A 21,086-nucleotide genomic window follows, 5' to 3' on the forward strand; every position below is an offset into this window, starting at 1 on the left:
AAGGGCCATGCCGCAATCTACTCAGCGCACATAGAAGTAGATAGCGCAGAAGTGGCAGAGACTGCCGCCCAGCACGAACAAATGCCAGATAGCGTGGTTATAGGGAATGCGGCGCGCCACATAGAAGATCACCCCCAGCGAATAGATAATTCCGCCTGCGGCCAGCAGCCAGATGCAGCCCGCTGGCAGGATCATCGCCAGCTGATAAACCACAATCAGCGACAGCCACCCCATACAGAGATAGGTCACCAGCGACAGCGCTTTAAAGCGATGTGCAATCGTGAGCTTGAACAGAATCCCGGCCAGCGCCAGCCCCCAGATCACCGCCATTAATCCATATGCCAGCGGCGTCCTCAGCCCGACCAGCAGAAACGGCGTATAGGTGCCCGCAATCAGCAGATAGATGGCGCAGTGATCCAACTTTTTCAGCCAGGGTCTGGCCGGTCCATCCGGAACCGCATGATAGAGCGTCGAGGCCAGAAACAGCAGGATCATGCTACCGCCATAGAGGCTGTAACTGATAAAAGTGAGGGTGTCCGCCTGCCGCGCAGTGGCCTGGTTGATCATCAGTATCAGCCCGACGATACCGAACAGGCAGCCAAGGCCGTGACTGATACTGTTGGCAATTTCTTCAGCAACTGAATAACCCGCAGCGGGCCGGTGTTTTTGAGAGAGTGTAGTGGTCATATCCGGTTCCTGAACAGCGCCATAGCAGTCATAACTGTTACCCAGCGTAGCCAATAATTTTTTCAGTGTACACGTGTACGCTAAAATTATTTAGCTGAAATTCACTCTCCGTTAAACCCGGTGCTGAATCTGGTAAACTGACCGCCGGTCAACTGTTCAATGAGCCATCCATGTTTTCGCATCGCGATCTTGCCCGCCTTAACGATCTGGAAATGCAGGTCTATCAGTTCATCATTAAGCATCGCGAAGGCGTCAGCTACATGACGATCCGCGAGCTGGCTGCGCAGGCTGGTGTCTCCACCACCACCGTGCTGCGTTTCTGCCGCAAGATGGACTGCGAAGGCTGGTCGGAATTCCGCATCCGCCTGCGCTTAAGCGAAAAACAGAGCGCGCCATTGCTCAACACGGCGGGCGTCAGCGAGATGCTGAGCTTTTTTAAAAGTATTAATAACCCGGAATTTGAACAGCTCATCGCCCAGGCCGCGCAGAAAATTAATCAGGCTGAGCGGGTCTTCTTTATTGGTGTCGGCACCTCCGGCAGCCTGGCAAAATATGGCGCGCGCTTTTTTTCCAATCTCGGTAAATTCAGTCATGCGATTGACGATCCCTATTACCCGGTCGCTCCCGATCTCTATGAAAATGCCATTGCCATTATTTTATCCGTCTCTGGTGAAACCGAAGAGATCCTGCGTATTGCCAGCCAGTTCAGTCTGAACAAGTGCAGAATCATTGCGATAACCAATACGGAAAGCTGCTCGCTGGCGAAGATTGGTGATTTCAACCTCTGCTACCATGTGCCGATTATCCGTATGGCGGACAACACGGATATTACGACGCAGGTGCCAGTGACCTATATTATTGAAGCGATCGGCCGCCAGCTGGGCAAATAAAACAGCCTGTTTTTCAGGTGTAACAAACGCAATGACTGGCGCGCTGTTATATCGTGACTTTCATTATTGCCTTGCTACACTCAGCCCAATTTCAATATCCGCAATGGGGTGGAGCATGAGTGCAGAATTGCAGTTACCAAAAGGCTTTCTGTGGGGCGGCGCGGTGGCGGCGCATCAGGTTGAAGGCGGCTGGGATCAGGGCGGCAAAGGCGTCAGCATTGCTGACGTGCTGACCGGCGGTTCGCATGGCGTTGACCGGGTGATCACCGACGGCGTGCAGCCTGGCCATTTTTATCCGAACCACAAGGGCGTGGAGTTTTACTCCCACTACAAAGAGGATGTCGCGCTGTTTGCCGAGATGGGCTTCAAATGCTTCCGCACCTCCATTGCCTGGACCCGCATCTTCCCCAACGGGGATGAGCAGCAGCCCAACGAAGCGGGTCTGCAATTCTATGACGATCTGTTTGATGAACTGCTGAAGTATGGCATTGAACCGGTTATCACCCTTTCGCACTTCGAAATGCCTTATCACCTGGTCAAAGAGTATGGCGGCTGGCATAACCGTAAAGTGGTCGACTTCTTTGTGCGCTTCAGCGAAGTGGTGCTGAATCGCTATAAGAACAAAGTGAAATACTGGATGACCTTTAACGAGATCAACAATCAGCGTAACTGGCAGTATCCGCTGTTTGGTTACTGCTGTTCAGGCGTGATCTTCACCGAACACGAGAAGCCTGAAGAGGCAATGTATCAGGTGATGCACCACCAGTTTGTTGCCAGCGCCAGAGTGGTCAAACTCGGTCACGATATCAATCCTGACTTTCAGATTGGCTGCATGATCGCCATGGTCCCGGTCTACCCGTTTTCCTGCCATCCGGACGATGTGGTGCTGGCCCAGGAGTCGATGCATCAGCGCTATGTGTTCAGTGACGTGCAGATGCGCGGCTACTATCCGGCGTACACCCTGAAAGAGTGGGCGCGCAAAGGGTATAACATCCAGATGGAAGCGGACGATGCCGAGACGCTGCGCCAGGGTTGCGCCGACTATGTCGGCTTCAGCTACTACATGAGTAACGCCGTGAAGACCGATGCCAGCGGCGTTGACGACCCGATTACCGGCTTTGAAGGCGTGGTGAAAAACCCGCATGTGAAAGCGTCAGACTGGGGCTGGCAGATCGACCCGGTGGGCCTGCGCTATGCCATGAACGAGATGTACGAGCGTTATCAGAAGCCGCTGTTTATTGTGGAAAACGGCTTTGGTGCTATCGATAAGCCCAATGCCGACGGGCTGATTGAAGATGATTACCGTATCGACTATCTGCGTGCGCACATCGAAGAGATGAAGAAAGCCGTGACATATGATGGCGTCGAATTAATGGGCTATACGCCGTGGGGCTGCCTGGATTGCGTTTCGTTTACCACCGGCCAGTACGACAAGCGTTACGGCTTTATTCATGTGAATAAAAACGATGATGGCAGCGGCGATTTTTCTCGTTCGAAGAAGAAGAGCTTTAGCTGGTATCAGCAGGTTATCGCCAGCAACGGCGAAAACCTCTGATTCATTACTGAAACTCTGTTAACGCCCACCGGCAGCGTCAATGATGCTGCCGGTGACGTAAGAGGCCGCGTCGCTGGCCAGCCAGACGATCGCTTCCGCCACCTCTTCTGCCTCACCGCCACGTCCCATCGGGATAATGCTGGCAAGCCGATCCACCCTGCCTGGCTCGCCGCCATCGGCATGCATCTCTGTATAGATGAATCCCGGACGGACGCCGTTAACCCGAATCCCCTGCTGCGCCACTTCCAGCGACAATCCTTTCGTCAGCGTATCCATCGCCCCTTTTGAGGCGGCGTAATCGACATATTCACCAGGCGCACCGGTACGTGACGCGGCCGACGAGACGTTTACGATCGCGCCGCCCTGACCGCCGTGATGGGTGCCCATCCGCTTCACCGCCTCACGACAACAGAGAAAGGTCCCGATGACGTTGGTGGCAAAGACCTTATGCAGGCGCGCCGCATCCAGCTGCTCTGTACGGCACTGCTGAAACAGAATCCCGGCGTTGTTCACCAGCAACGCCAGCGGCACAGACTGCTGGTCGAGCTGCGCAAACATTGCCATCACCTGGGCTTCATCACTGATATCCGCCTGAACCGCAAAGGCTTCACCGCCCTGCTGCTGGATCTGTGCCACCAGCTGTTGCGCTTCTGCCTCGCGCTGACGGTAGTTCACCGCAACCCGATAACCCCGCGCGGCCAGTAACAGCGAGGTGGCCCGTCCGATACCGCGGCTGCCACCCGTAACCAGTGCCAGTTTCATGCTGATTCTCCAGAAAAAAGGGCCGACGAAGCGGCCCCTGATGGTTAATGCTTGTCTGTGCGAAGATTACTGATAGTCGCTCATCGGCACGCAGGAGCAGAACAGATTACGGTCGCCAAATACATCATCCAGACGTTTCACCGTCGGCCAGTATTTGTTGTGGCTGCCCGCCGGGAAGACGGCCAGTTCGCGGCTGTAAGGATGTGACCACTCACTGACGATTTCCAGCTGGGTATGCGGCGCATTCACCAGTGGATTGTCGTCCAGCGGCCATTCACCTGCCGTAACCCGGTCAATTTCCATGCGGATCGCCAGCATCGCGTCGATAAAGCGATCCAGTTCGATTTTGCTCTCTGACTCGGTCGGCTCCACCATCAACGTGCCTGCCACCGGGAAAGACATGGTCGGTGCGTGGAATCCGTAATCGATCAGGCGTTTAGCGATATCCAGCTCACTGATTCCGGTCTGCTCTTTCAGCGGGCGGATATCGAGAATACACTCATGCGCTACGCGTCCGTCACGGCCGGTGTAAAGCACCGGATAGGCGGACTGCAGGCGGCTGGCAATATAGTTGGCATTCAGAATGGCGACTGAACTGGCCTGCTTTAGCCCTTCCGCGCCCATCATGCGAATGTACATCCAGCTGATCGGCAGAATCGAGGCGCTGCCAAACGGCGCTGCGGAGACCGCGCCCTGCTGCGTCAGTACACCGTCGATCTGCACCACGCTGTGCCCCGGAACAAACGGCGCCAGATGCGCTTTCACGCCAATCGGTCCCATACCCGGACCGCCGCCGCCGTGCGGAATGCAGAAGGTTTTATGCAAATTGAGGTGCGAGACATCCGCGCCGATGTAACCCGGCGTGGTAATGCCGACCTGCGCATTCATGTTCGCGCCATCCAGATAAACCTGTCCGCCGTACTGATGCACAATCTGGCACACCTCACGGATGGTCTCTTCGTAAACGCCGTGGGTGGACGGATACGTCACCATGATGCAGGAGAGCTTATCGCCCGCCTGTGCCGCCTTTTCACGCAGGTCGCCGAGGTCGATGTTGCCCTGTTTATCGCAGGCCACCACCACCACGTCCATGCCCGCCATCTGGGCTGAAGCCGGGTTCGTACCGTGCGCCGAGCTCGGTATCAGGCAGAGATGACGATCGCCCTCGCCGCGGCTTTCGTGATAGCGGCGGATCGCCAGCAGCCCGGCATATTCACCCTGCGCGCCGGAGTTCGGCTGCATACAGAGTGCGTCATAGCCGGTAAGCTGCACCAGCCACTGTGAAAGCTGGCCGATCATCTGCAGATAGCCGGTCGCCTGTTCCGCCGGGCAGAACGGATGCAGCTCCGCAAATTCCGGCCAGGTGATCGGGATCATTTCGGCAGCAGCATTCAGCTTCATGGTGCAGGAACCGAGCGGGATCATCGCCTGATTCAGCGCCAGATCCTTTTTCTCCAGGCTGTGCATGTAACGCATCATCTCGGTTTCGCTGTGATGACGGTTGAACACCGGATGGGTCAGGATTTCGCTGTGGCGTTGCAGGCCAGCCGGAATCGCGTGACTTTCACTGGCGACTTCGCTGTCGAGCTTTTCCAGATCCTGGCCGTGCTCATCACCCAGCAGAATAGCGAACAGCGCCAGAATATCGTCGCGGCTGGTGGTTTCATCCAGCGTGATGCCAACGGCGTTATGGATGTCGCTGCGGAGGTTAACGCCAAAGCTCAGGGCGCGGTTCAGCACGGCGGCTTTATCCGCCACTTCCACCGTCAGCGTATCGAACCAGTGCTGATGGCGCAGCTTCAGGCCGCCCTGCTGCAGTCCGGCTGCCAGAATATTCGTGAAGCGGTGAATGCGTGAGGCAATGCGTTTCAGACCGGCCGGGCCGTGGAACACCGCGTAGAGACCGGCGATGTTGGCCAGCAGCACCTGCGACGTACAGATGTTGGAATTAGCCTTTTCACGGCGGATATGTTGTTCGCGGGTCTGCATCGCCATACGCAGCGCCGTATTGCCCGCGGCATCACGTGACACACCGATGATGCGGCCTGGCATGGAGCGTTTATGCTCATCGCGGCTGGCGAAGAAGGCGGCATGCGGGCCGCCGTAACCCATTGGCACGCCGAAGCGCTGAGCGGAACCAAAGACGATGTCTGCGCCCTGCTTACCTGGCGCTTCCAGTAACACCAGCGACATAAAGTCCGCCGCCACGCTGACCACGACTTTACGTGCTTTCAGCCCGGCAATCAGCGCGCTGTAATCGTGCGCTTCACCCGTTGTGCCCACCTGTTGCAGCAGCACGCCAAACAGGTCGTCGTGATCGGATGCCTTGTCGGCGCTGTCAATGATCAGTTCGAAGCCGAACGTCTCCGCACGTGTACGGACCACATCCAGCGTCTGCGGATGAATATCGTCGGCAATGAAGAATTTATTGGCGTTTTTGAGCTTACTGACGCGTTTTGCCATTGCCATCGCTTCGGCGGCGGCAGTGGCTTCATCCAGCAGTGAAGCAGACGCGATATCCATGCCGGTGAGATCCAGCGTCAGCTGCTGGAAGTTCAGCAGCGCTTCCAGACGGCCTTGTGAAACTTCAGGCTGATACGGCGTATAGGCGGTGTACCAGCCTGGATTTTCAAGCATGTTACGCAGGATAACCGGCGGGGTAATAACCGCGCTGTATCCCATACCGATCCAGGATTTGTACCGCAGATTCTGGCTGGCAATGGCTTTCAGTTCGGCCAGCGCCTGCTGTTCCGTAGCGGCTTCGCCCACCGCGGGCGGGCCAGGCAGCTGAATGTCTGCCGGCACAATCGTGCTGATTAACGCGTCCAGCGAACGGGCACCAATCGCGTCAAGCATCTGCGCCTGCTGCTCAGGTGAAGGACCAATATGGCGCTCGATGAATGCACCGTTGTGTTCTAGCTGGCTGAGAGTCTGAGTCATTAGCAGTAAATCCTGAATCGGGCTGGGGGAACCGGAGAGCAAACAGAAATCTGCGGCCTCTGCACGAGGCCGCCTGACGACTACTCGTCGATGGAGGCTTTGTAAGCATCCGCATCCAGCAACGTGTCGATTTCAGACGCGTCGCTGGCTTTGATTTTGAATAACCAGCCGCCGTCATAAGGCTCGCTGTTGACCTGCTCCGGCGAGTCGGTCAGCGCTTCGTTGACCGCCACAATCTCACCGCTGATCGGCGCATAGATGTCTGAGGCCGCTTTAACGGATTCAGCCACCGCGCACTCTTCACCGGCAGCAAACGTCGCGCCCACTTCAGGCAGATCAACAAACACCATGTCGCCCAGTAACTCCTGCGCATGTTCCGTAATCCCCACCGTGTAGCTGCCATCGGCTTCTTTGCGCACCCATTCGTGGCTGTCGCGGTACTTCAACGTATTCGGCACATTGCTCATTGGCCATTTCTCCTGAATAAAATTTACTGGGCGACCGGCTTACCGGCGCGGACAAAAACGGGACGGGTAACCTGAACCGGCATCTGTCGGTTACGGATCTCAACGATGGCAGTGCTGCCGATAGAGGCCGGAACACGCGCCAGGGCGATGCTGTAACCCAGCGTCGGTGAGAAAGAACCACTGGTGATGATGCCTTCCTGCAACTGCCCCTGGTCATCGGTGAAACGCACCGGCTGGCCGTTACGCAGCACCCCTTTTTCTGTGAGGATCAGCCCCACCAGTTTTTCGGTGCCACGTTCACGCTGCAGTTCCAGCGCTTCCCGGCCGATGAAATCGCGATCGGCGGGTTCCCAGCAGACGGTCCAGCCCATGTTGGCGGCCAGCGGTGAGACGCCTTCATCCATCTCCTGACCATAAAGATTCATACCCGCCTCCAGACGCAGCGTATCGCGTGCGCCAAGGCCAGCCGGTTTTACACCAGCGGCCAGCAGACGCTGCCAGAAATTGGCCGCTTCTTCTGCGGGCATCGCAATTTCATAGCCCGCTTCGCCGGTGTAGCCGGTCGTAGCGATAAACAGGTCACCTGACTGCACACCGAAAAACGGCTTCATGCCAGCGACAGCCAGACGCTGTTCTTCGCTGAACAGGGTCTGCGCTTTCTGCTGCGCCTGCGGCCCCTGCACGGCAATCAGCGCCAGGTCATCACGTTCAGTGAGCGTAATGCCATAGCCCTCTGCGTGTTGGGTAATCCAGGCGAGGTCCTTCTCACGGGTCGCGGAGTTCACCACCAGCCTGAAGAACGTTTCGCTCATAAAGTAAACAATTAAATCATCAATGACGCCACCTGAAGCATTCAGCATGCCGGTGTAGAGCGCTTTACCCGGCTGCGTCAGTTTTGCCACATCATTTGCCAGCAGGTAGCGCAGGAATTCGCGGGTACGCGGACCTGTCAGGTCAACAATGGTCATGTGAGAGACATCAAACATACCGGCGTCGCTGCGCACCACATGATGTTCATCCATCTGGGAGCCATAGTGCAGCGGCATCATCCAGCCATGAAAATCTACCATGCGGGCACCGCAGGCCTGATGCTGTTCAAACAGAGGTGTTTGCTGAGTCATAACCATCCTGTGCAGAAGCGGTTGAGTGCAAAAGTGCGCCGGAATTAAGGGCCGACGCAAACGTTCTCTTACGGCTGACGTTACCACCGAATCTGACGATTAACCATAAGCAAACCGGGGTCGAAAGCAGATGCACAGCCTAACCAGGAACAGCTGACCACAGGATAAAAAACTGCAATTTTGTGATTAATCGCGCAATAAATGCAGGGCTTTTAAATATACGCAGCAAATTTATGCGGGATGGCATTCAGGATGTTAAAAAAATTCCGCACCCTGCCAGGAGATGAATGAGAAAAAGTAATGCGAATTCGGCCGCAAAATTAGAATAAATCAAACGAAGATCCCTGATGGTGCAGCGTTGCCTTTTGGTGGTGCAGAGGGGTTAAGGGATAAAAAAAGCCAGCAGATGCTGGCTTATCAGAAGGTGTGGATTTAGCGTAGCCAGGCGGGCAAATCATTCAGGCCCATCGCCTGCTTCAGCATCATCGGTTTGACACCCGGCAGGCGATCAGCCAGCTTCAGGCCGACGTCGCGCAGCAGTTTCTTCGCCGGATTGTTACCGGCGAACATTTCACGGAAGCCCTGCATTCCCGCCAGCATCATGGCGGCACTGTGCTTACGGCTGCGCTCGTAGCGACGCAGATAGAGGTGCTGACCAATATCTTTACCCTGCTGATGCAGACGGCGAATTTCACCAATCAATTCGGCGGCATCCATAAAGCCAAGGTTAACGCCCTGACCCGCCAGTGGATGAATGGTGTGGGCCGCATCGCCCACCAGCGCCAGACGGTGTGCCGCAAAGTTGCGGGCATAGCGCGCCACTAGCGGGAACGACTTACGCTCGCTCTCGAGCTGGCACAGGCCAAGGCGCATATCAAACGCCACCGAGAGCTGCTGATTGAACAGCGCTTCCGGCATGGTTTCCAGACGACTCGCTTCCTGCGGCGAGAGCGACCAGACGATGGAGCTCAGATGGGGATCCTGCATCGGCAGGAAAGCCAGAATGCCGTCGCCGTGGAACACCTGGCGCGCTACCGCATCGTGAGGCTTCTCAGTGCGGACGTTAGCCACTAACGCATGGTGATCGTAATCCCAGAAGGTCAGCGGAATATCGGCTTTATTACGCAGCCAGGAGTTAGCCCCGTCAGCGGCAATCATTAATCGCGCGCTTAACATGCTGCCATCCTGCAGAGTAATAAAGGCTTCGTTGTCGCCAAATGCCACCTGCTGTAACTGCGAGGGTGCCATCAGCGTTACGTCACTGCAGGCGCTGGCGCGTTGCCAGAGCGCGTTATGAATCACCGGATTTTCGATGATATGGCCCAGATGCGACAGGCCCTGCTGCTCATCATCAAAGGCGATGGTGCCGAAACTGTCCTTATCCCACACTTCCATGCCGTGATATGCGCGGCAGCGCAGCGAGAGAATGGTCGACCAGACATCCAGCTTCTGCAGCAGCCGTTCGCTGGCAGCATTGATTGCCGACACGCGAATGGACGGAGACGCACTCAGCGCCAGCGGTGGCTCCGGCGATTTTTCCAGCACGGCGATGCGCAGCCCGCTGCCCTGCAAGCCGCAGGCCACCGCCAGCCCCACCATACCGCCACCGGCAATCACCACATCAAAAGTTTGCATCTGAGCCTCTTTATTAACGCTTAACCCAGCCAAGCGTACGCTCAGCCAGTTGATTTCGTAACCACGGCAGATGATCCATCGCCAGCAGACCCAGGTTGCGACCGGCCACCATCGGGCCATAGCGATTCGCAAAGACACGAACCAGACCGTCGGTAATACCGATAGTCGCGGCGCGGTCGGGCTGACGACGCTGCTGGTAATGGTTCAGCACCGCATAGCTGCCGGGGTCCTGCTGCTGGCGATGGGCGGCGGCCAGGGTTTCGGCCAGCGACATCACATCCCGCAGGCCAAGATTGAAGCCCTGACCAGCAATCGGATGCAGCGTCTGCGCCGCATTGCCTACCACCACCACTCGATGCGTTACCGGCGACATGGCCCGGTGCAGCGCCAGCGGGTAATACTCGCGCTGGCCGGTATGAGTGAATTTGCCCAGGCGCCAGCCAAAGGCACGCTGAAGCTGGCTCAGGAATTCGGCCTCGCTCCACTGCTCAATGCGTTCACGCTGCGAAAGCGGATGACACCAGACCAGTGACAGACGGTTGCCGGACATCGGCAGCAACGCCAGTGGGCCATGTTCGGTGAAACGCTCGAATGCCCGGCCCTGATGAGGCAACGCAGTGGTGACATTGGCAATCGCTGCGAGCTGCTGATAGTCGTCCCGCTGCCACTGAATACCGCACGAGGCGGCCAGCGCAGACCGCGTGCCATCCGCCGCCACCAGCAGTTTGCCGCTCAGTTGCTCGCCACTGTCCAGCGTCACCTCTACCTGCTGCTCGCTGCGTTGGGCATGCGTGACGCGCGCCGGACAGCGCAGCGTCACGCCTGGCGCTTTTTTAAGTTCAGCAAACAGCCGCTGACCGACGTCAAACAGTTCGACCACCTGTCCCAGCGCCGGAATCGCGTAATCAGCCGCTGCCAGCGACACAAAGCCAGCGTGCCCGCGGTCGGAAACATGGATATCGGTAATCGGGGTGGCACAACTGGCGATGCGATGCCACAGGTTGATGTCCGCCAGCTGCTGGCAGGTGCCGGCAGAGAGCGCAATCGCGCGGCCATCGAAACCAGGATGCGCCCGACTGCCAGGCTCACTGCTTTCAATCAGCGTCACCGGCAGTGTGCCCTGAGTAAGATGGGAGATCGCCAGCGCCAGCGTCGCCCCGGTCATGCCGCCTCCGGCAATCAGAATCGTCATGCCTGTTTTGCCGCCGCCATCAGTGCTTCAATCTCATCGGCCTCTTTCACCACGCTGTCGGTGAGATTTTCGATACCCTCTTCCGTGATCACTATGTCATCTTCGATTCGGATACCGATGCCGCGATACTGTGCGGGCACGTCCGCATCCGGCCCGATATAAAGACCCGGCTCGACGGTTAACACCATACCTGGCTCCAGGATCCTGTCGCGGCTCGGCGTGCCATAGTGACCAACATCGTGCACATCCAGTCCCAGCCAGTGCCCCAGGCCATGCATGTAAAACTGGCGATGCGATTCTTCAGCGATCAGGGTATCAACGTCGCCTTCAAGAATGCCCAGTTCAACCAGACCGGTGATCATGATGCGTACTACTTCATCATTCACTTCACGGATGCTGACGCCAGGGCGGAACATCTCAAGCGATCGGTTCAGCGAAGCCAGCACGATGTCGTAAATCGCGCGCTGCGCCGGGCTGAATTTGCCGTTAACCGGGAAGGTGCGGGTGATATCGCCCGCATAGCCGTAGAATTCGCAGCCTGCATCGATCAGCACCAGATCGCCGTCACGCATCTCACTTTCGTTTTCGGTGTAGTGCAGAATGCAGCCGTTCTCACCGGCCCCCACAATGGTGTTGTAGGAAGGATAACGCGCGCCGTGGCGGGTAAATTCGTGATGAATTTCACCTTCAAGCTGGTACTCAAACATGCCTGGCTGGCAGGTTAGCATCGCGCGGGTATGCGCCAGTGCGCTGATTTCCCCGGCGCGACGTAACAGCGCAATCTCCTCTGCATCTTTGAACAGACGCATCTCATGCACCCACGGTCGCCAGTCAGTGAGGGTAGCGGGCGCACTGAGATTCTGACGGAAACCGCGACGCAGCTTGTCCAGCGCACTGAACACCAGCGTATCCGCATGGGCATATTCGCCCTGCGCATGGTAAATGCCGTCAAGGCCATTCAGCAGCAGGTGGAGTTGTTCACCGATATCACTCCAGGGTAAGGCACGATCAACGCCCAGTTTTTCGGGAGCCGCCTCCTGGCCCAGCCGACGGCCAGACCAGACTTCTGCTGCCGGGTCACGCACGCGGTTAAACAGCACGCTGTGATTATGATTTTCATCGCTTTTGATCAGCACCAGCAGTGCCTGCGGCTCGTTAAAGCCGGTGAAATAGCTGAAGTCGCTGCTCTGGCGGAACGGGTATTCCGTGTCATTACTGCGCGTCACTTCGGGCGCAGCAAAAATTAGCGCTGCGCTGCCAGGCGCCATCTTTGCCAGCAGCGCCTGACGACGCTGCAGGTATCGTTCCAGTGAAATCATCTCTGCACTCCCTGTAAACTGACCGGTTAAACGCGTTGACCTGAAATTAGTGTAGCGTCGGTTTTTGCACTTCTGGCGCGGTGGGCTGGGGACGGGTAAACGTATCGTGGCACAGCAGTGCGGCGACACGTACATACTCGATCACCTCTTCCAGCGACTGCTCCAGCTCTTCCTGGTCTTCATCTTCTTCGTAACCAAGCTGGGCGATAGTGCGCAAATCGTCGATTGCTTCGCCGGTTTCGCCGGTGACCTTATCCAGTTTAGGCTGTGTTACGCCCAGGCCGAGCAGAAAATGGTTAACCCAGCCTGCCAGTGCATCTGCGCGGTCAAAGACAGTGATGTCATCGTCAGCAGGAAGCATCAGCTGAAACAGGAAGCCGTCATCTTCCAGCGTGGTGGCCGTGTGCTCGTGCAGCGCCGCCAGCGGCACGGCAAGAGTGTGTGAAAACGCCATGCCTTCGTTAGCCAAATCGTGTACCAGCGTCTTCCAGCTGGTGTCCTGGTTACCGCCACAGAGGATCCCGCTCAGCAGGCCATGCATTTCCGCGGGCGTCATGCCAACGCCCTGCTGGGAGAGCACAGCCGCGAGCGCGTTGTAATCGGGGGTTGCGTTCTGTAAGGACATAAGTTTTCATCGTCGTTGGCAGAATAAGTTCGTGTTATGCTACCACTAGCTGCCTCAAGGTTTCCAGAAAAGGGGTTGTATCTTATTTCGTGGGTCTATATAGTTGCCCGCCTCCCAAGCCATTGACTGCTAAGGGAGTTGCGAGCGAAGTAATCAGTCAGGAAGGTGGCATGTCTGCACAACCGGTAGATTTACAAATTTTTGGTCGTTCGTTGAGAGTGAATTGTCCGCCAGAGCAGCAAGATGCGCTCAATAGCGCGGCTGAAGATCTCAATCAACGGTTGCAAGATCTAAAAGTTCGCACTAGAGTCACAAATACAGAACAACTGGTGTTCATCGCCGCGTTAAACGTCTGCCACGAGCTGGCGCAAGAGAAAGTGAAAACGCGCGATTATGCTGCTAATATGGAACAGCGTATTCGTATGCTGCAGCAGACGATAGAACAGGCACTGGTTGAGCAAGGTCGCATCTCTGAGCGTGAGGGTGCGAAGTTCGAATAAAACTTCATGGTTGCTATCGTTACAGCAACGGTGAGGTAAATTTTCTCTGAGATGTTTGCATGTGGGCCAGTCCCCTGAGCCGATATTTCGAAAAAACAGAATGTGACGCTCTGTAACCTGTGTGCATGCTCGGTTCGTCCGAGAAGCCTGATGGTTACGACGGCATGTTCACCTTGAACCAAGGGTTCAAGGGTTACAGCCTACGGCGGCATCTCGGAGATCTCCCTTCCTGTAGTCCTGCTTTTTTCCCCGGACCGACATGTTATAGTCGCTGCACAGCGGCTTATCCGGCGGGGAAATCATGTCTGAACCTTCCATGTCATCACCTTCAATGTTACAGCGTCAGGAAATTCGTCAGCAGGTGCGCCATCTGCGTCGTACCATGACGGATGAGCAGCAGGCTCAGGCGGCCGAACAGCTTGCTGAACTCGCCCTTAACTACGCCCCGCTCTCAGCCGCACGCCATATTGCCCTGTTTTTATCGGTTGATGGTGAGCTGAATACCCGTCCGCTGATTGCCCGGCTCTGGCATCTGAAGAAAGCTGTCTATCTGCCGGTTTTACACCCTTTCTCCCCCGGTAATTTATTGTTTCTGCGTTACTCGCCCGATACGCCACTGCTCCCGAATAAACTGCGCATTCCTGAACCGCCGCTCGATATCCGACAGTTGATCACACTTGATCAATTGGATCTGATGCTGGTGCCGCTGGTGGCCTTTGATCAGCATGGGCAGAGGCTGGGGATGGGAGGCGGCTTCTACGACCGCACGCTACAGAACTGGCGGCAGCACGGTTTTTTGCCCGTCGGTCTGGCACACGACTGTCAGCAGGTGGATAGCCTGCCGGTTGCAGAATGGGATGTGCCTTTGCCAGCGGTGATGACGCCGTCAAAGCTCTGGCAGTGGGAGTAGAAGAAGCACTGTTAGGGGATTTTCAGACGGCTTAAACCCATATTTGGGCGCAACTGGCAGCAATGAAATAGCTCAATGCGCAGGGAAGATGGTCAGAAGAGGAAAGCGTCCCGCGCAAGGGACAAAAACGCCGGGAGCGTTTTGAACAGCGCAAAGCGTTGGCCCGTTCACGGGCGCACCTCAGGGATGAGGTGCGTAATCGCGTGGGCCGGGCATGCCATGGATGGCGGCTTTTGCGTCTTTCCGATCTGACCGTGTTCTCTTCGCAGTCTCGGTCTTACAGCAAATCGGGACAGCCTGTATTAACTACCTGAAGAGACACGACTAAGCGCCTATTCAGGTTGGTATCACTTAGTAAAGCAAACGCGCGCGGATAGTACCCGGTATCGCCTTCATCAGTTGCAGCGCGTTCTCTGCCACTTCTGGCTCTGCATCAATGTCGATAACCACATAACCCATAAACGGCGAGGTCTGCAGATACTGCGCGGCGATGTTGATACCCTGCTCTGCGAATATCTGGTTGATGGCCGTCAGCACGCCGGGACGGTTTTCATGGATGTGCAGCAGACGACTGGCGCTGATACCGTGAATCGGCAGTGACACTTCCGGGAAGTTAACCGCTGAGAGAGTCGAGCCGTTATCGGAATATTTCGCCAGCTTACCCGCTACTTCAATTCCGATGTTCTCCTGCGCTTCTTCTGTCGAGCCGCCAATGTGCGGTGTCAGGATCACGTTGTCGAACTCACTCAGTGGAGAGATAAACGGCTCGCTGTTGGTGGCAGGCTCGGTCGGGAAGACATCGATGGCTGCGCCACCCACATGCTTGCTGGCCAGGGCATCACACAGCGCCGGAATATCCACGACGGTGCCACGTGAGGCGTTAATCAGCAGCGCACCGGGTTTCATCTGCGCCAATTGCTCTGCACCGATCATATCCTGTGTAGAGGCGGTTTCCGGCACGTGCAGGCTGACAACGTCGCTCATGTTGAGCAGATCGGCCAGATGGCGTACCTGGGTGGCATTACCCAGCGGCAGCTTGTTTTCAATGTCGTAGAAGAAAACATGCATACCCAGGCTTTCTGCCAGCACGCCCAGCTGCATCCCGATATGACCGTAACCGATAATACCCAGCTTTTTACCACGCGCTTCAAATGAACCTTTGGCAATCTTATTCCAGATACCACGGTGTGCTTTCGCATTCGCTTCGGGGATGCCACGCAGCATCAGCAGCATCTCACCAATGACCAGCTCTGCCACCGAGCGGGTATTCGAGAACGGCGCATTGAATACCGGAATACCCCGGCTCGCAGCCGCCTGCAGATCAACCTGGTTAGTGCCGATACAGAAACAGCCAACGGCAACCAGCTTTTCAGCCGCCGCAAAAATCTCTTCAGTGAGCTGGGAGCGGGAACGGATACCAATGAAGTGCGCATCGCGGATCGATGCTTTTAACGCGTCGGAGTCCAGTGCGCCCTTGTGGAATTCGATGTTGGTGTAGCCTGCAGCCCGCAGATTCTCCAGCGCGCTCTGATGGACACCTTCCACCAGCAGGAACTTAATCTTATCTTTTTCCAGTGATACCTTTGCCATTTCCCGATCCTATTCAGCATTCAATGAGGACTACCATAAGCCAGCCTTCTGTCAAAATATCAAAAAAATCGCGTCCGGCAATACAAACGATTGCCCGGCAGCCAGCACGGCAATGGCTGACAGCAGCACATTGCCGGACAAAATCATGAGGTCAGCGATGAAGAGAGAACGAACCTACTGTCGATGACGGTTATGTGACATAAGTCACCAAATTTCACCGACGTGAGAAAAGATGATTTGCAGGCAGAAATAACCGGCGCCTTTACAGCGCCAGACAGATCATTTTTTGATGGTTTTCACGCCATCAGGACCGCCAATCAATGCGATATCGGCACCGCGCGCGGCAAAAAGACCAACGGTAACGACGCCCGGCAAGGCATTGATGGTTTTTTCGAGCTCAATCGGATCGAGAATGCGCAGATTATGCACATCGAGAATAATGTTGCCGTTATCGGTCACCACGTTCTGACGATACTCAGGTAAGCCGCCCATTTTCACCAGCTGACGCGCCACGTAACTGCGCGCCATCGGAATCACTTCGACTGGCAGCGGAAAACGCCCCAGCACATCGACCTCTTTTGAGGCGTCAGCGATGCAGATAAAGGTCTCGGCCACCGCGGCTACGATCTTTTCACGCGTCAGCGCTGCGCCGCCGCCTTTGATCATCTGCATCTGTGGGTTGATCTCATCCGCGCCATCAACGTAAACCGACAGCAGGTCAATCTCGTTCAGATCGAACACCTGAATGCCCAGGCTTTTCAGCTTCTGGGTAGAAGCGTCGGAGCTGGAGACGGCACCTTCGATCTGATGCCTGACCGTGGCCAGCGCATCAATAAAGTGGGCAGCGGTGGATCCGGTGCCTACGCCAACAACGGTGCCCGGCTGCACATAGTCAAGTGCAGCCCAGCCAACGGCTTTTTTCAGTTCATCCTGGGTCATGGTATGTTTAAAACCTGTGCGACAACGAAGTGCGCGTAGTATAAAACAAGGCTTGCTGAAAATGCTCGGCTGTCCGACGTGGATTTAACGCTTTGGAAGCCAGCCCACAAAAAACAAGCGAGCCATCACAGGTGACACTTTTGTGGCATAGTGACGTCCACCCTGAAGGAGAGAGAAGAAGAATGAAACGCCCGGATTATCGAACGCTTCAGGCGCTGGATTCAGTGATCCGCGAACGCGGCTTTGAGCGTGCCGCACAAAAGTTGTGTATCACCCAATCGGCGGTTTCACAGCGTATCAAGCAGCTGGAGAATCTGTTTGGTCAGCCGCTGCTGGTGCGCACCGTGCCGCCGCGTCCGACTGAACAGGGGCAAAAACTGCTGGCGTTACTGCATCAGGTAGAGCTGCTGGAAGAGGAGTGGCTGGGCGATGAGAACAGTGGCACCACGCCGCTGCTGCTGTCGCTGGCGGTCAATGCCGACAGTCTGGCGACCTGGCTACTGCCTGCGCTGAAAGATGTGCTGGCAGATTCCCCTGTCCGTCTGAATCTGCAGGTCGAAGATGAAACCCGCACTCAGGAGCGTCTGCGTCGGGGTGAAGTAGTGGGTGCAGTGAGTATTCAGCCGCAGCCGCTACCGAGTTGTCTGGTGGATCAGCTCGGTGCTCTCGACTATCTGTTTGTCGCGTCACGCGACTTTGCCGATCGCTTCTTTCCTAACGGCGTCACCCGCTCAGCCCTGCTGAAAGCGCCTGCGGTGGCGTTTGACCATCTTGATGATATGCATCAGGCCTTCCTGCAGCAGAACTTTGATCTTTCACCCGGCAGCGTGCCCTGCCACATCGTGAACTCCTCTGAAGCCTTTGTGCAGATGGCGCGGCAGGGTTCAACCTGCTGTATGATCCCGCATCTTCAGATTGAGCGTGAGTTGGCAAGCGGTGAGTTAATCGATTTGACGCCGGGATTGTGTCAGCGCCGGATGCTCTACTGGCATCGGTTTGCGCCGGAGAGCCGCTTAATGCGTCGGGTGACCGATGCGCTGATTGCGCATGGACATCGGGTGCTGCGGCAGGATGACGTGGCAGCCTGAAAACAAAAACGGGGCGAAAGCCCCGTTTTTGTTGCTGACAAATCGGGATAACCAGGAGTCTTACAACAACAGAAAAGTTAAACGCGAAGGGAACAGGGTCAGAAGAGGAAAGCGTCCCGCGGCCTGGGACAAAAACGCCGGGAGCGTTTTTGAACAACGCAACGCGTTGGCCCGGTCACGGGCGCACCTCAGGGATGAGGTGCGTAATTGTGCGGGCCGAGCGGCCAGGGATTAGCCTTAGCGACTTTCCGATCTGACCCTGTTTCCTGTGCAGGCACCGTCTCACAGCGAACCGGGCCAGGTTTTGTCGACAATCTCAAACGGGACATCAGCCACGTTTTGCATTATGGCGTGTTGGGCTGAAGCTCAAACACCACATCGACCTGATCGTCAAAGTTGATGCTCTGCTGATCGTAGGTTTCCTGCGCCGACGTATCTGCCGCGGCTGCCGCTTTATACATGCGGTTCATTGGCATCGGCTGATAGTTGGCAACCTGATAACGAATGCTGTAGATGGATCCCAGCTTCGCGTTGAAGCCTTCAGCCAGCTGTGAGGCCTGCTGAGTCGCGTTCTTAATCGCGGCTTTACGCGCCTGCTCTTTGTAGCTTTCCGGGTTTGCCACGCCTAACTCAACGCTGCGTACCTCATTCAGACCAGACTTCAGCGCCCCGTCCAGCAGATCGTTCAGCTTGTCCAGTTGACGCAGGGTGACCTGCACCTGACGCACCGCGCGATAGCCTTTCAGTACCGATTTACCCTCTTTGGTGTAATCGTACTCAGGCTGTGTGCTCAGGTTAGCTGCATCGATATCTTTCTTCTCAATGCCGTTTTTCTGCAGAAAATCGAAATATTGCGCAACCCGGTTATCCGCCTGCTTTTTCGCATCTGCAGCATCTTTCGACGACACGTTCACCACGATTGAGAGCGTCGCGATATCGGGACGGGCATCGACCGTTGCCTTGCCTGAGGTCACCACGTGCGGTCCGTTCGGTAACTCATCAGCGTGTACGCCAGGCAATGCCCCGGCGCTCATGATTGCGGCCAGAGCCAATGCTTTCAGTTTCATGAAAGTCCTCCTTGAAAAGGTCACTATGACGGCTTCCAACCGGCGAAGCCCAAAAGCGCATCGGTATGCGCCATGCTTTGAGTGGTCATTATGGCAAAAGTTCGCCTGCGGTGCGGCAATTACTGGCGCGGATCGCAGCCGGGATCAAAAACCGGCAATGCCCTGGCGCGCCAGCTGCAGGGCGATAAACCACATTACCGCACCCACCAGCAGGTTAATAATGCGCTGGGCTTTCGCGGTACGCAGGCGCGGTGAGAGCCACGCGGCCAGCAGGGCCAGGCCAAAGAACCAGAGGATCGACGCACTGATGGTGCCCAGCGCGAACCACTGACGCGCCGTGGTAGTCGGCAACTGACCGCCAAGACTGCCCAGCACCACAAAGGTGTCGAGGTAGACGTGCGGATTGAGCCAGGTTACCGCCAGCAGCGTCGCAATGATGCGTCCCCTGCTCTGCTTTAACGGCGCACCATCCGTCAGATCGGCCTCACCGCGAAAAGCACTGCGCAACGCGCCCCAGCCATACCACAGCAGAAAAGCCACGCCCGCCCAGGTGATGACCATCAGCAGCAGCGGAGACTGGCTCAACAAGGCGCTGCCGCCAAAGATGCCGCCGCATATCAGCAGAATATCGCTCAGCGAGCAGAGTGCCGCCGTCATCAGATGGTACTGACGTTTTACACCCTGATTCATCACAAATGCGTTTTGCGGCCCCAGCGGCAGTATCAGCGCGGCGCCGAGGGCAAGCCCCTGAAAGTAGAGAGATATCACAGCATTACGTCCTCACATGGTCAGATGCGAAGAAGTATAAAGAGAGGAAATGATTAGCGGAAATTGAAAGAATTAATCTGCGATTAGCAAAATTAATGGGCGACGTTCGCCGCCCATTGATCGATTTTTATTGTCACTGAACCTGCGTTTCGACAGCTTCAGGCGCGGATTTCTGATGCAGATGCACATCCATCTGCGGATAAGGAATACCAATTCCTTTGCCATCCAGCGCACGTTTGAAGTTCTTCAGCAGATCCCAGTAAACGTCCTGCAGGTCTCCGCTGTTGCTCCAGCAACGCACCACAAAGTTCATGGAAGAAGCAGCCAGTTCGTTAAGACCAATTTGAATACCCTTCTCTTTCAATACACGGCTGTCGGCTTCAACGACCTGCTGCAGTAAGGCAATGACTTCATCCACATCCGCTTCATAAGCGACGCCAATGATAAATTCATTGCGACGAACCGGCTCACGCGAGAAGTTAACAATGTTTCCGCTGATGATTTTACCGTTTGGCACCACCACAATTTTGCCATCCCCGGTCCGGAGCGTAGTGGAGAAAATCTGCACATGCAGCACGGTGCCCATCACGCCACCCAGATCAACAAACTCGCCTGTACGGAACGGGCGGAAGGTGACCAGCAGCACGCCTGCGGCCAGGTTTGAGAGCGATCCCTGTAAGGCCAGACCAACTGCCAGACCAGCAGCACCCAGTACAGCAATCACCGAGGCGGTCTGTACTCCAATGCGTCCCAGGGCTGCGATAATGGTAAACGCGATAACGCCATAGCGCACTAGCGCGGAGAGGAAGTCTGCCACGGTCGCGTCGATATGACGGGCGCGCAGCAGGCGATTTACGGCATTAGAGATGATACGGGCGATGACCATCCCGATAATGATGATGGCGATAGCGGCAACGATATTTACGGCATAGCTGATGATCAGCGCCTGATTGCGAATCAGCCAGTTACCTGCGTTATTTAAGCCGTCGACGACGTGTAAATCTTCCATTAATAAGCCCTGTTGTTAGATT

The 21,086-nt window shown here is 56.1% G+C and carries 19 protein-coding genes and 1 other RNA gene; 6 read left to right on the forward strand and 14 right to left on the reverse strand.

What is annotated here, in order from left to right:
• Nucleotides 1-21: 21 nt before the first annotated feature.
• A complete protein-coding gene (gene trhA / locus BY447_RS07100; RefSeq protein ID WP_013358939.1) occupies nt 22-687 on the reverse strand; it encodes a PAQR family membrane homeostasis protein TrhA in 666 nt (221 codons plus the stop codon).
• A 170-nt stretch (nt 688-857) separates the two neighbouring features.
• Between trhA and BY447_RS07105 the strand changes: the two genes are divergently transcribed.
• Together BY447_RS07105 and BY447_RS07110 are read left to right on the forward strand one after the other, a co-directional pair.
• Complete coding sequence (locus BY447_RS07105; RefSeq protein ID WP_013358940.1) at nt 858-1,577, forward strand: MurR/RpiR family transcriptional regulator; 720 nt, start codon at nt 858-860, stop codon at nt 1,575-1,577.
• Between the two features lie 115 nt (nt 1,578-1,692).
• Nucleotides 1,693-3,132 (forward strand): 6-phospho-beta-glucosidase, encoded by a 1,440-nt coding sequence (locus BY447_RS07110; protein WP_110330845.1) that lies wholly within the window; start codon nt 1,693-1,695, stop codon nt 3,130-3,132.
• 18 nt (nt 3,133-3,150) lie between these two features.
• Here BY447_RS07110 and BY447_RS07115 read toward each other — a convergent pair whose 3' ends face one another.
• From BY447_RS07115 to BY447_RS07150, 8 genes are all read right to left on the reverse strand, one after another.
• The gene (locus BY447_RS07115) at nt 3,151-3,894 is read right to left on the reverse strand and encodes an SDR family oxidoreductase (RefSeq protein WP_033784003.1); all 744 of its coding nucleotides are present in this window, start codon (nt 3,892-3,894) and stop codon (nt 3,151-3,153) included.
• 66 nt (nt 3,895-3,960) lie between these two features.
• A complete protein-coding gene (gene gcvP, locus BY447_RS07120) occupies nt 3,961-6,834 on the reverse strand; it encodes an aminomethyl-transferring glycine dehydrogenase (RefSeq protein ID WP_110330846.1) in 2,874 nt (957 codons plus the stop codon).
• An 80-nt stretch (nt 6,835-6,914) separates the two neighbouring features.
• Complete coding sequence (gene gcvH / locus BY447_RS07125) at nt 6,915-7,301, reverse strand: glycine cleavage system protein GcvH (protein ID WP_033733675.1); 387 nt, start codon at nt 7,299-7,301, stop codon at nt 6,915-6,917.
• 23 nt (nt 7,302-7,324) lie between these two features.
• Complete coding sequence (gene gcvT, locus BY447_RS07130) at nt 7,325-8,422, reverse strand: glycine cleavage system aminomethyltransferase GcvT (RefSeq protein ID WP_033784006.1); 1,098 nt, start codon at nt 8,420-8,422, stop codon at nt 7,325-7,327.
• 432 nt (nt 8,423-8,854) lie between these two features.
• On the reverse strand, nt 8,855-10,057 hold the full coding sequence (ubiI, locus tag BY447_RS07135) for an FAD-dependent 2-octaprenylphenol hydroxylase (RefSeq protein WP_033733677.1): 1,203 nt from the start codon (nt 10,055-10,057) through the stop codon (nt 8,855-8,857).
• Between the two features lie 13 nt (nt 10,058-10,070).
• Entirely contained in the window at nt 10,071-11,249 is a 1,179-nt protein-coding gene (gene ubiH / locus BY447_RS07140; protein ID WP_110330847.1) for a 2-octaprenyl-6-methoxyphenyl hydroxylase, read from the reverse strand.
• Nucleotides 11,246-12,568, reverse strand: coding sequence for a Xaa-Pro aminopeptidase (pepP, locus tag BY447_RS07145; protein ID WP_110330848.1), 1,323 nt, complete (start codon nt 12,566-12,568; stop codon nt 11,246-11,248). Before pepP ends, ubiH begins: the two co-directional genes overlap by 4 nt.
• A gap of 46 nt (nt 12,569-12,614) precedes the next feature.
• Nucleotides 12,615-13,193: a YecA family protein gene (locus BY447_RS07150; RefSeq protein WP_033733679.1), complete on the reverse strand. Its 579-nt coding sequence runs from the start codon at nt 13,191-13,193 to the stop codon at nt 12,615-12,617.
• Nucleotides 13,194-13,363: 170 nt separating this feature from the next.
• On the opposite strand from BY447_RS07150, the gene zapA reads away from it, so the two are divergent.
• The 3 genes from zapA (at nt 13,364) to BY447_RS07165 (ending at nt 14,603) form a co-directional block, all read left to right on the forward strand.
• Nucleotides 13,364-13,693: a cell division protein ZapA gene (gene zapA / locus BY447_RS07155; protein WP_008925677.1), complete on the forward strand. Its 330-nt coding sequence runs from the start codon at nt 13,364-13,366 to the stop codon at nt 13,691-13,693.
• Nucleotides 13,694-13,733: 40 nt separating this feature from the next.
• Nucleotides 13,734-13,917: non-coding RNA, 6S RNA (ssrS, locus tag BY447_RS07160), on the forward strand.
• 92 nt (nt 13,918-14,009) lie between these two features.
• Nucleotides 14,010-14,603, forward strand: coding sequence for a 5-formyltetrahydrofolate cyclo-ligase (locus tag BY447_RS07165; RefSeq protein ID WP_110331922.1), 594 nt, complete (start codon nt 14,010-14,012; stop codon nt 14,601-14,603).
• 351 nt (nt 14,604-14,954) lie between these two features.
• Here BY447_RS07165 and serA read toward each other — a convergent pair whose 3' ends face one another.
• Nucleotides 14,955-16,193 (reverse strand): phosphoglycerate dehydrogenase, encoded by a 1,239-nt coding sequence (serA, locus tag BY447_RS07170; protein WP_033733680.1) that lies wholly within the window; start codon nt 16,191-16,193, stop codon nt 14,955-14,957.
• A gap of 279 nt (nt 16,194-16,472) precedes the next feature.
• Nucleotides 16,473-17,132: a ribose-5-phosphate isomerase RpiA gene (gene rpiA / locus BY447_RS07175; protein ID WP_013358954.1), complete on the reverse strand. Its 660-nt coding sequence runs from the start codon at nt 17,130-17,132 to the stop codon at nt 16,473-16,475.
• 182 nt (nt 17,133-17,314) lie between these two features.
• Between rpiA and BY447_RS07180 the strand changes: the two genes are divergently transcribed.
• Nucleotides 17,315-18,220: a LysR family transcriptional regulator ArgP gene (locus BY447_RS07180; RefSeq protein ID WP_010248822.1), complete on the forward strand. Its 906-nt coding sequence runs from the start codon at nt 17,315-17,317 to the stop codon at nt 18,218-18,220.
• Between the two features lie 344 nt (nt 18,221-18,564).
• Here BY447_RS07180 and BY447_RS07190 read toward each other — a convergent pair whose 3' ends face one another.
• From BY447_RS07190 to mscS, 3 genes are all read right to left on the reverse strand, one after another.
• The gene (locus BY447_RS07190) at nt 18,565-19,287 is read right to left on the reverse strand and encodes an oxidative stress defense protein (protein WP_110330850.1); all 723 of its coding nucleotides are present in this window, start codon (nt 19,285-19,287) and stop codon (nt 18,565-18,567) included.
• A gap of 144 nt (nt 19,288-19,431) precedes the next feature.
• Nucleotides 19,432-20,055 (reverse strand): arginine exporter ArgO, encoded by a 624-nt coding sequence (gene argO / locus BY447_RS07195; RefSeq protein ID WP_095706716.1) that lies wholly within the window; start codon nt 20,053-20,055, stop codon nt 19,432-19,434.
• A gap of 133 nt (nt 20,056-20,188) precedes the next feature.
• Nucleotides 20,189-21,064: a small-conductance mechanosensitive channel MscS gene (mscS, locus tag BY447_RS07200; RefSeq protein ID WP_033784011.1), complete on the reverse strand. Its 876-nt coding sequence runs from the start codon at nt 21,062-21,064 to the stop codon at nt 20,189-20,191.
• Nucleotides 21,065-21,086 lie beyond the last annotated feature (22 nt).

This window comes from Pantoea sp. JKS000250, assembly GCF_003201065.1.
Taxonomy (GTDB): Bacteria; Pseudomonadota; Gammaproteobacteria; order Enterobacterales; family Enterobacteriaceae; genus Pantoea; species Pantoea vagans.

What these genes read in the sequence shown, in the direction of transcription:
- trhA (WP_013358939.1), bottom strand. Translation starts at nt 687, where the DNA reads ATGACCACTACACTCTCTCAAAAACACCGGCCCGCTGCGGGTTATTCA.
- BY447_RS07190 (WP_110330850.1), bottom strand. Translation starts at nt 19,287, where the DNA reads ATGAAACTGAAAGCATTGGCTCTGGCCGCAATCATGAGCGCCGGGGCA.
- BY447_RS07110 (WP_110330845.1), top strand. Translation starts at nt 1,693, where the DNA reads ATGAGTGCAGAATTGCAGTTACCAAAAGGCTTTCTGTGGGGCGGCGCG.
- BY447_RS07105 (WP_013358940.1), top strand. Translation starts at nt 858, where the DNA reads ATGTTTTCGCATCGCGATCTTGCCCGCCTTAACGATCTGGAAATGCAG.
- rpiA (WP_013358954.1), bottom strand. Translation starts at nt 17,132, where the DNA reads ATGACCCAGGATGAACTGAAAAAAGCCGTTGGCTGGGCTGCACTTGAC.
- BY447_RS07150 (WP_033733679.1), bottom strand. Translation starts at nt 13,193, where the DNA reads ATGTCCTTACAGAACGCAACCCCCGATTACAACGCGCTCGCGGCTGTG.
- BY447_RS07165 (WP_110331922.1), top strand. Translation starts at nt 14,010, where the DNA reads ATGTCATCACCTTCAATGTTACAGCGTCAGGAAATTCGTCAGCAGGTG.
- pepP (WP_110330848.1), bottom strand. Translation starts at nt 12,568, where the DNA reads ATGATTTCACTGGAACGATACCTGCAGCGTCGTCAGGCGCTGCTGGCA.
- BY447_RS07115 (WP_033784003.1), bottom strand. Translation starts at nt 3,894, where the DNA reads ATGAAACTGGCACTGGTTACGGGTGGCAGCCGCGGTATCGGACGGGCC.
- gcvP (WP_110330846.1), bottom strand. Translation starts at nt 6,834, where the DNA reads ATGACTCAGACTCTCAGCCAGCTAGAACACAACGGTGCATTCATCGAG.
- serA (WP_033733680.1), bottom strand. Translation starts at nt 16,193, where the DNA reads ATGGCAAAGGTATCACTGGAAAAAGATAAGATTAAGTTCCTGCTGGTG.
- ubiH (WP_110330847.1), bottom strand. Translation starts at nt 11,249, where the DNA reads ATGACGATTCTGATTGCCGGAGGCGGCATGACCGGGGCGACGCTGGCG.
- BY447_RS07180 (WP_010248822.1), top strand. Translation starts at nt 17,315, where the DNA reads ATGAAACGCCCGGATTATCGAACGCTTCAGGCGCTGGATTCAGTGATC.
- gcvH (WP_033733675.1), bottom strand. Translation starts at nt 7,301, where the DNA reads ATGAGCAATGTGCCGAATACGTTGAAGTACCGCGACAGCCACGAATGG.
- gcvT (WP_033784006.1), bottom strand. Translation starts at nt 8,422, where the DNA reads ATGACTCAGCAAACACCTCTGTTTGAACAGCATCAGGCCTGCGGTGCC.
- zapA (WP_008925677.1), top strand. Translation starts at nt 13,364, where the DNA reads ATGTCTGCACAACCGGTAGATTTACAAATTTTTGGTCGTTCGTTGAGA.
- mscS (WP_033784011.1), bottom strand. Translation starts at nt 21,064, where the DNA reads ATGGAAGATTTACACGTCGTCGACGGCTTAAATAACGCAGGTAACTGG.
- ubiI (WP_033733677.1), bottom strand. Translation starts at nt 10,057, where the DNA reads ATGCAAACTTTTGATGTGGTGATTGCCGGTGGCGGTATGGTGGGGCTG.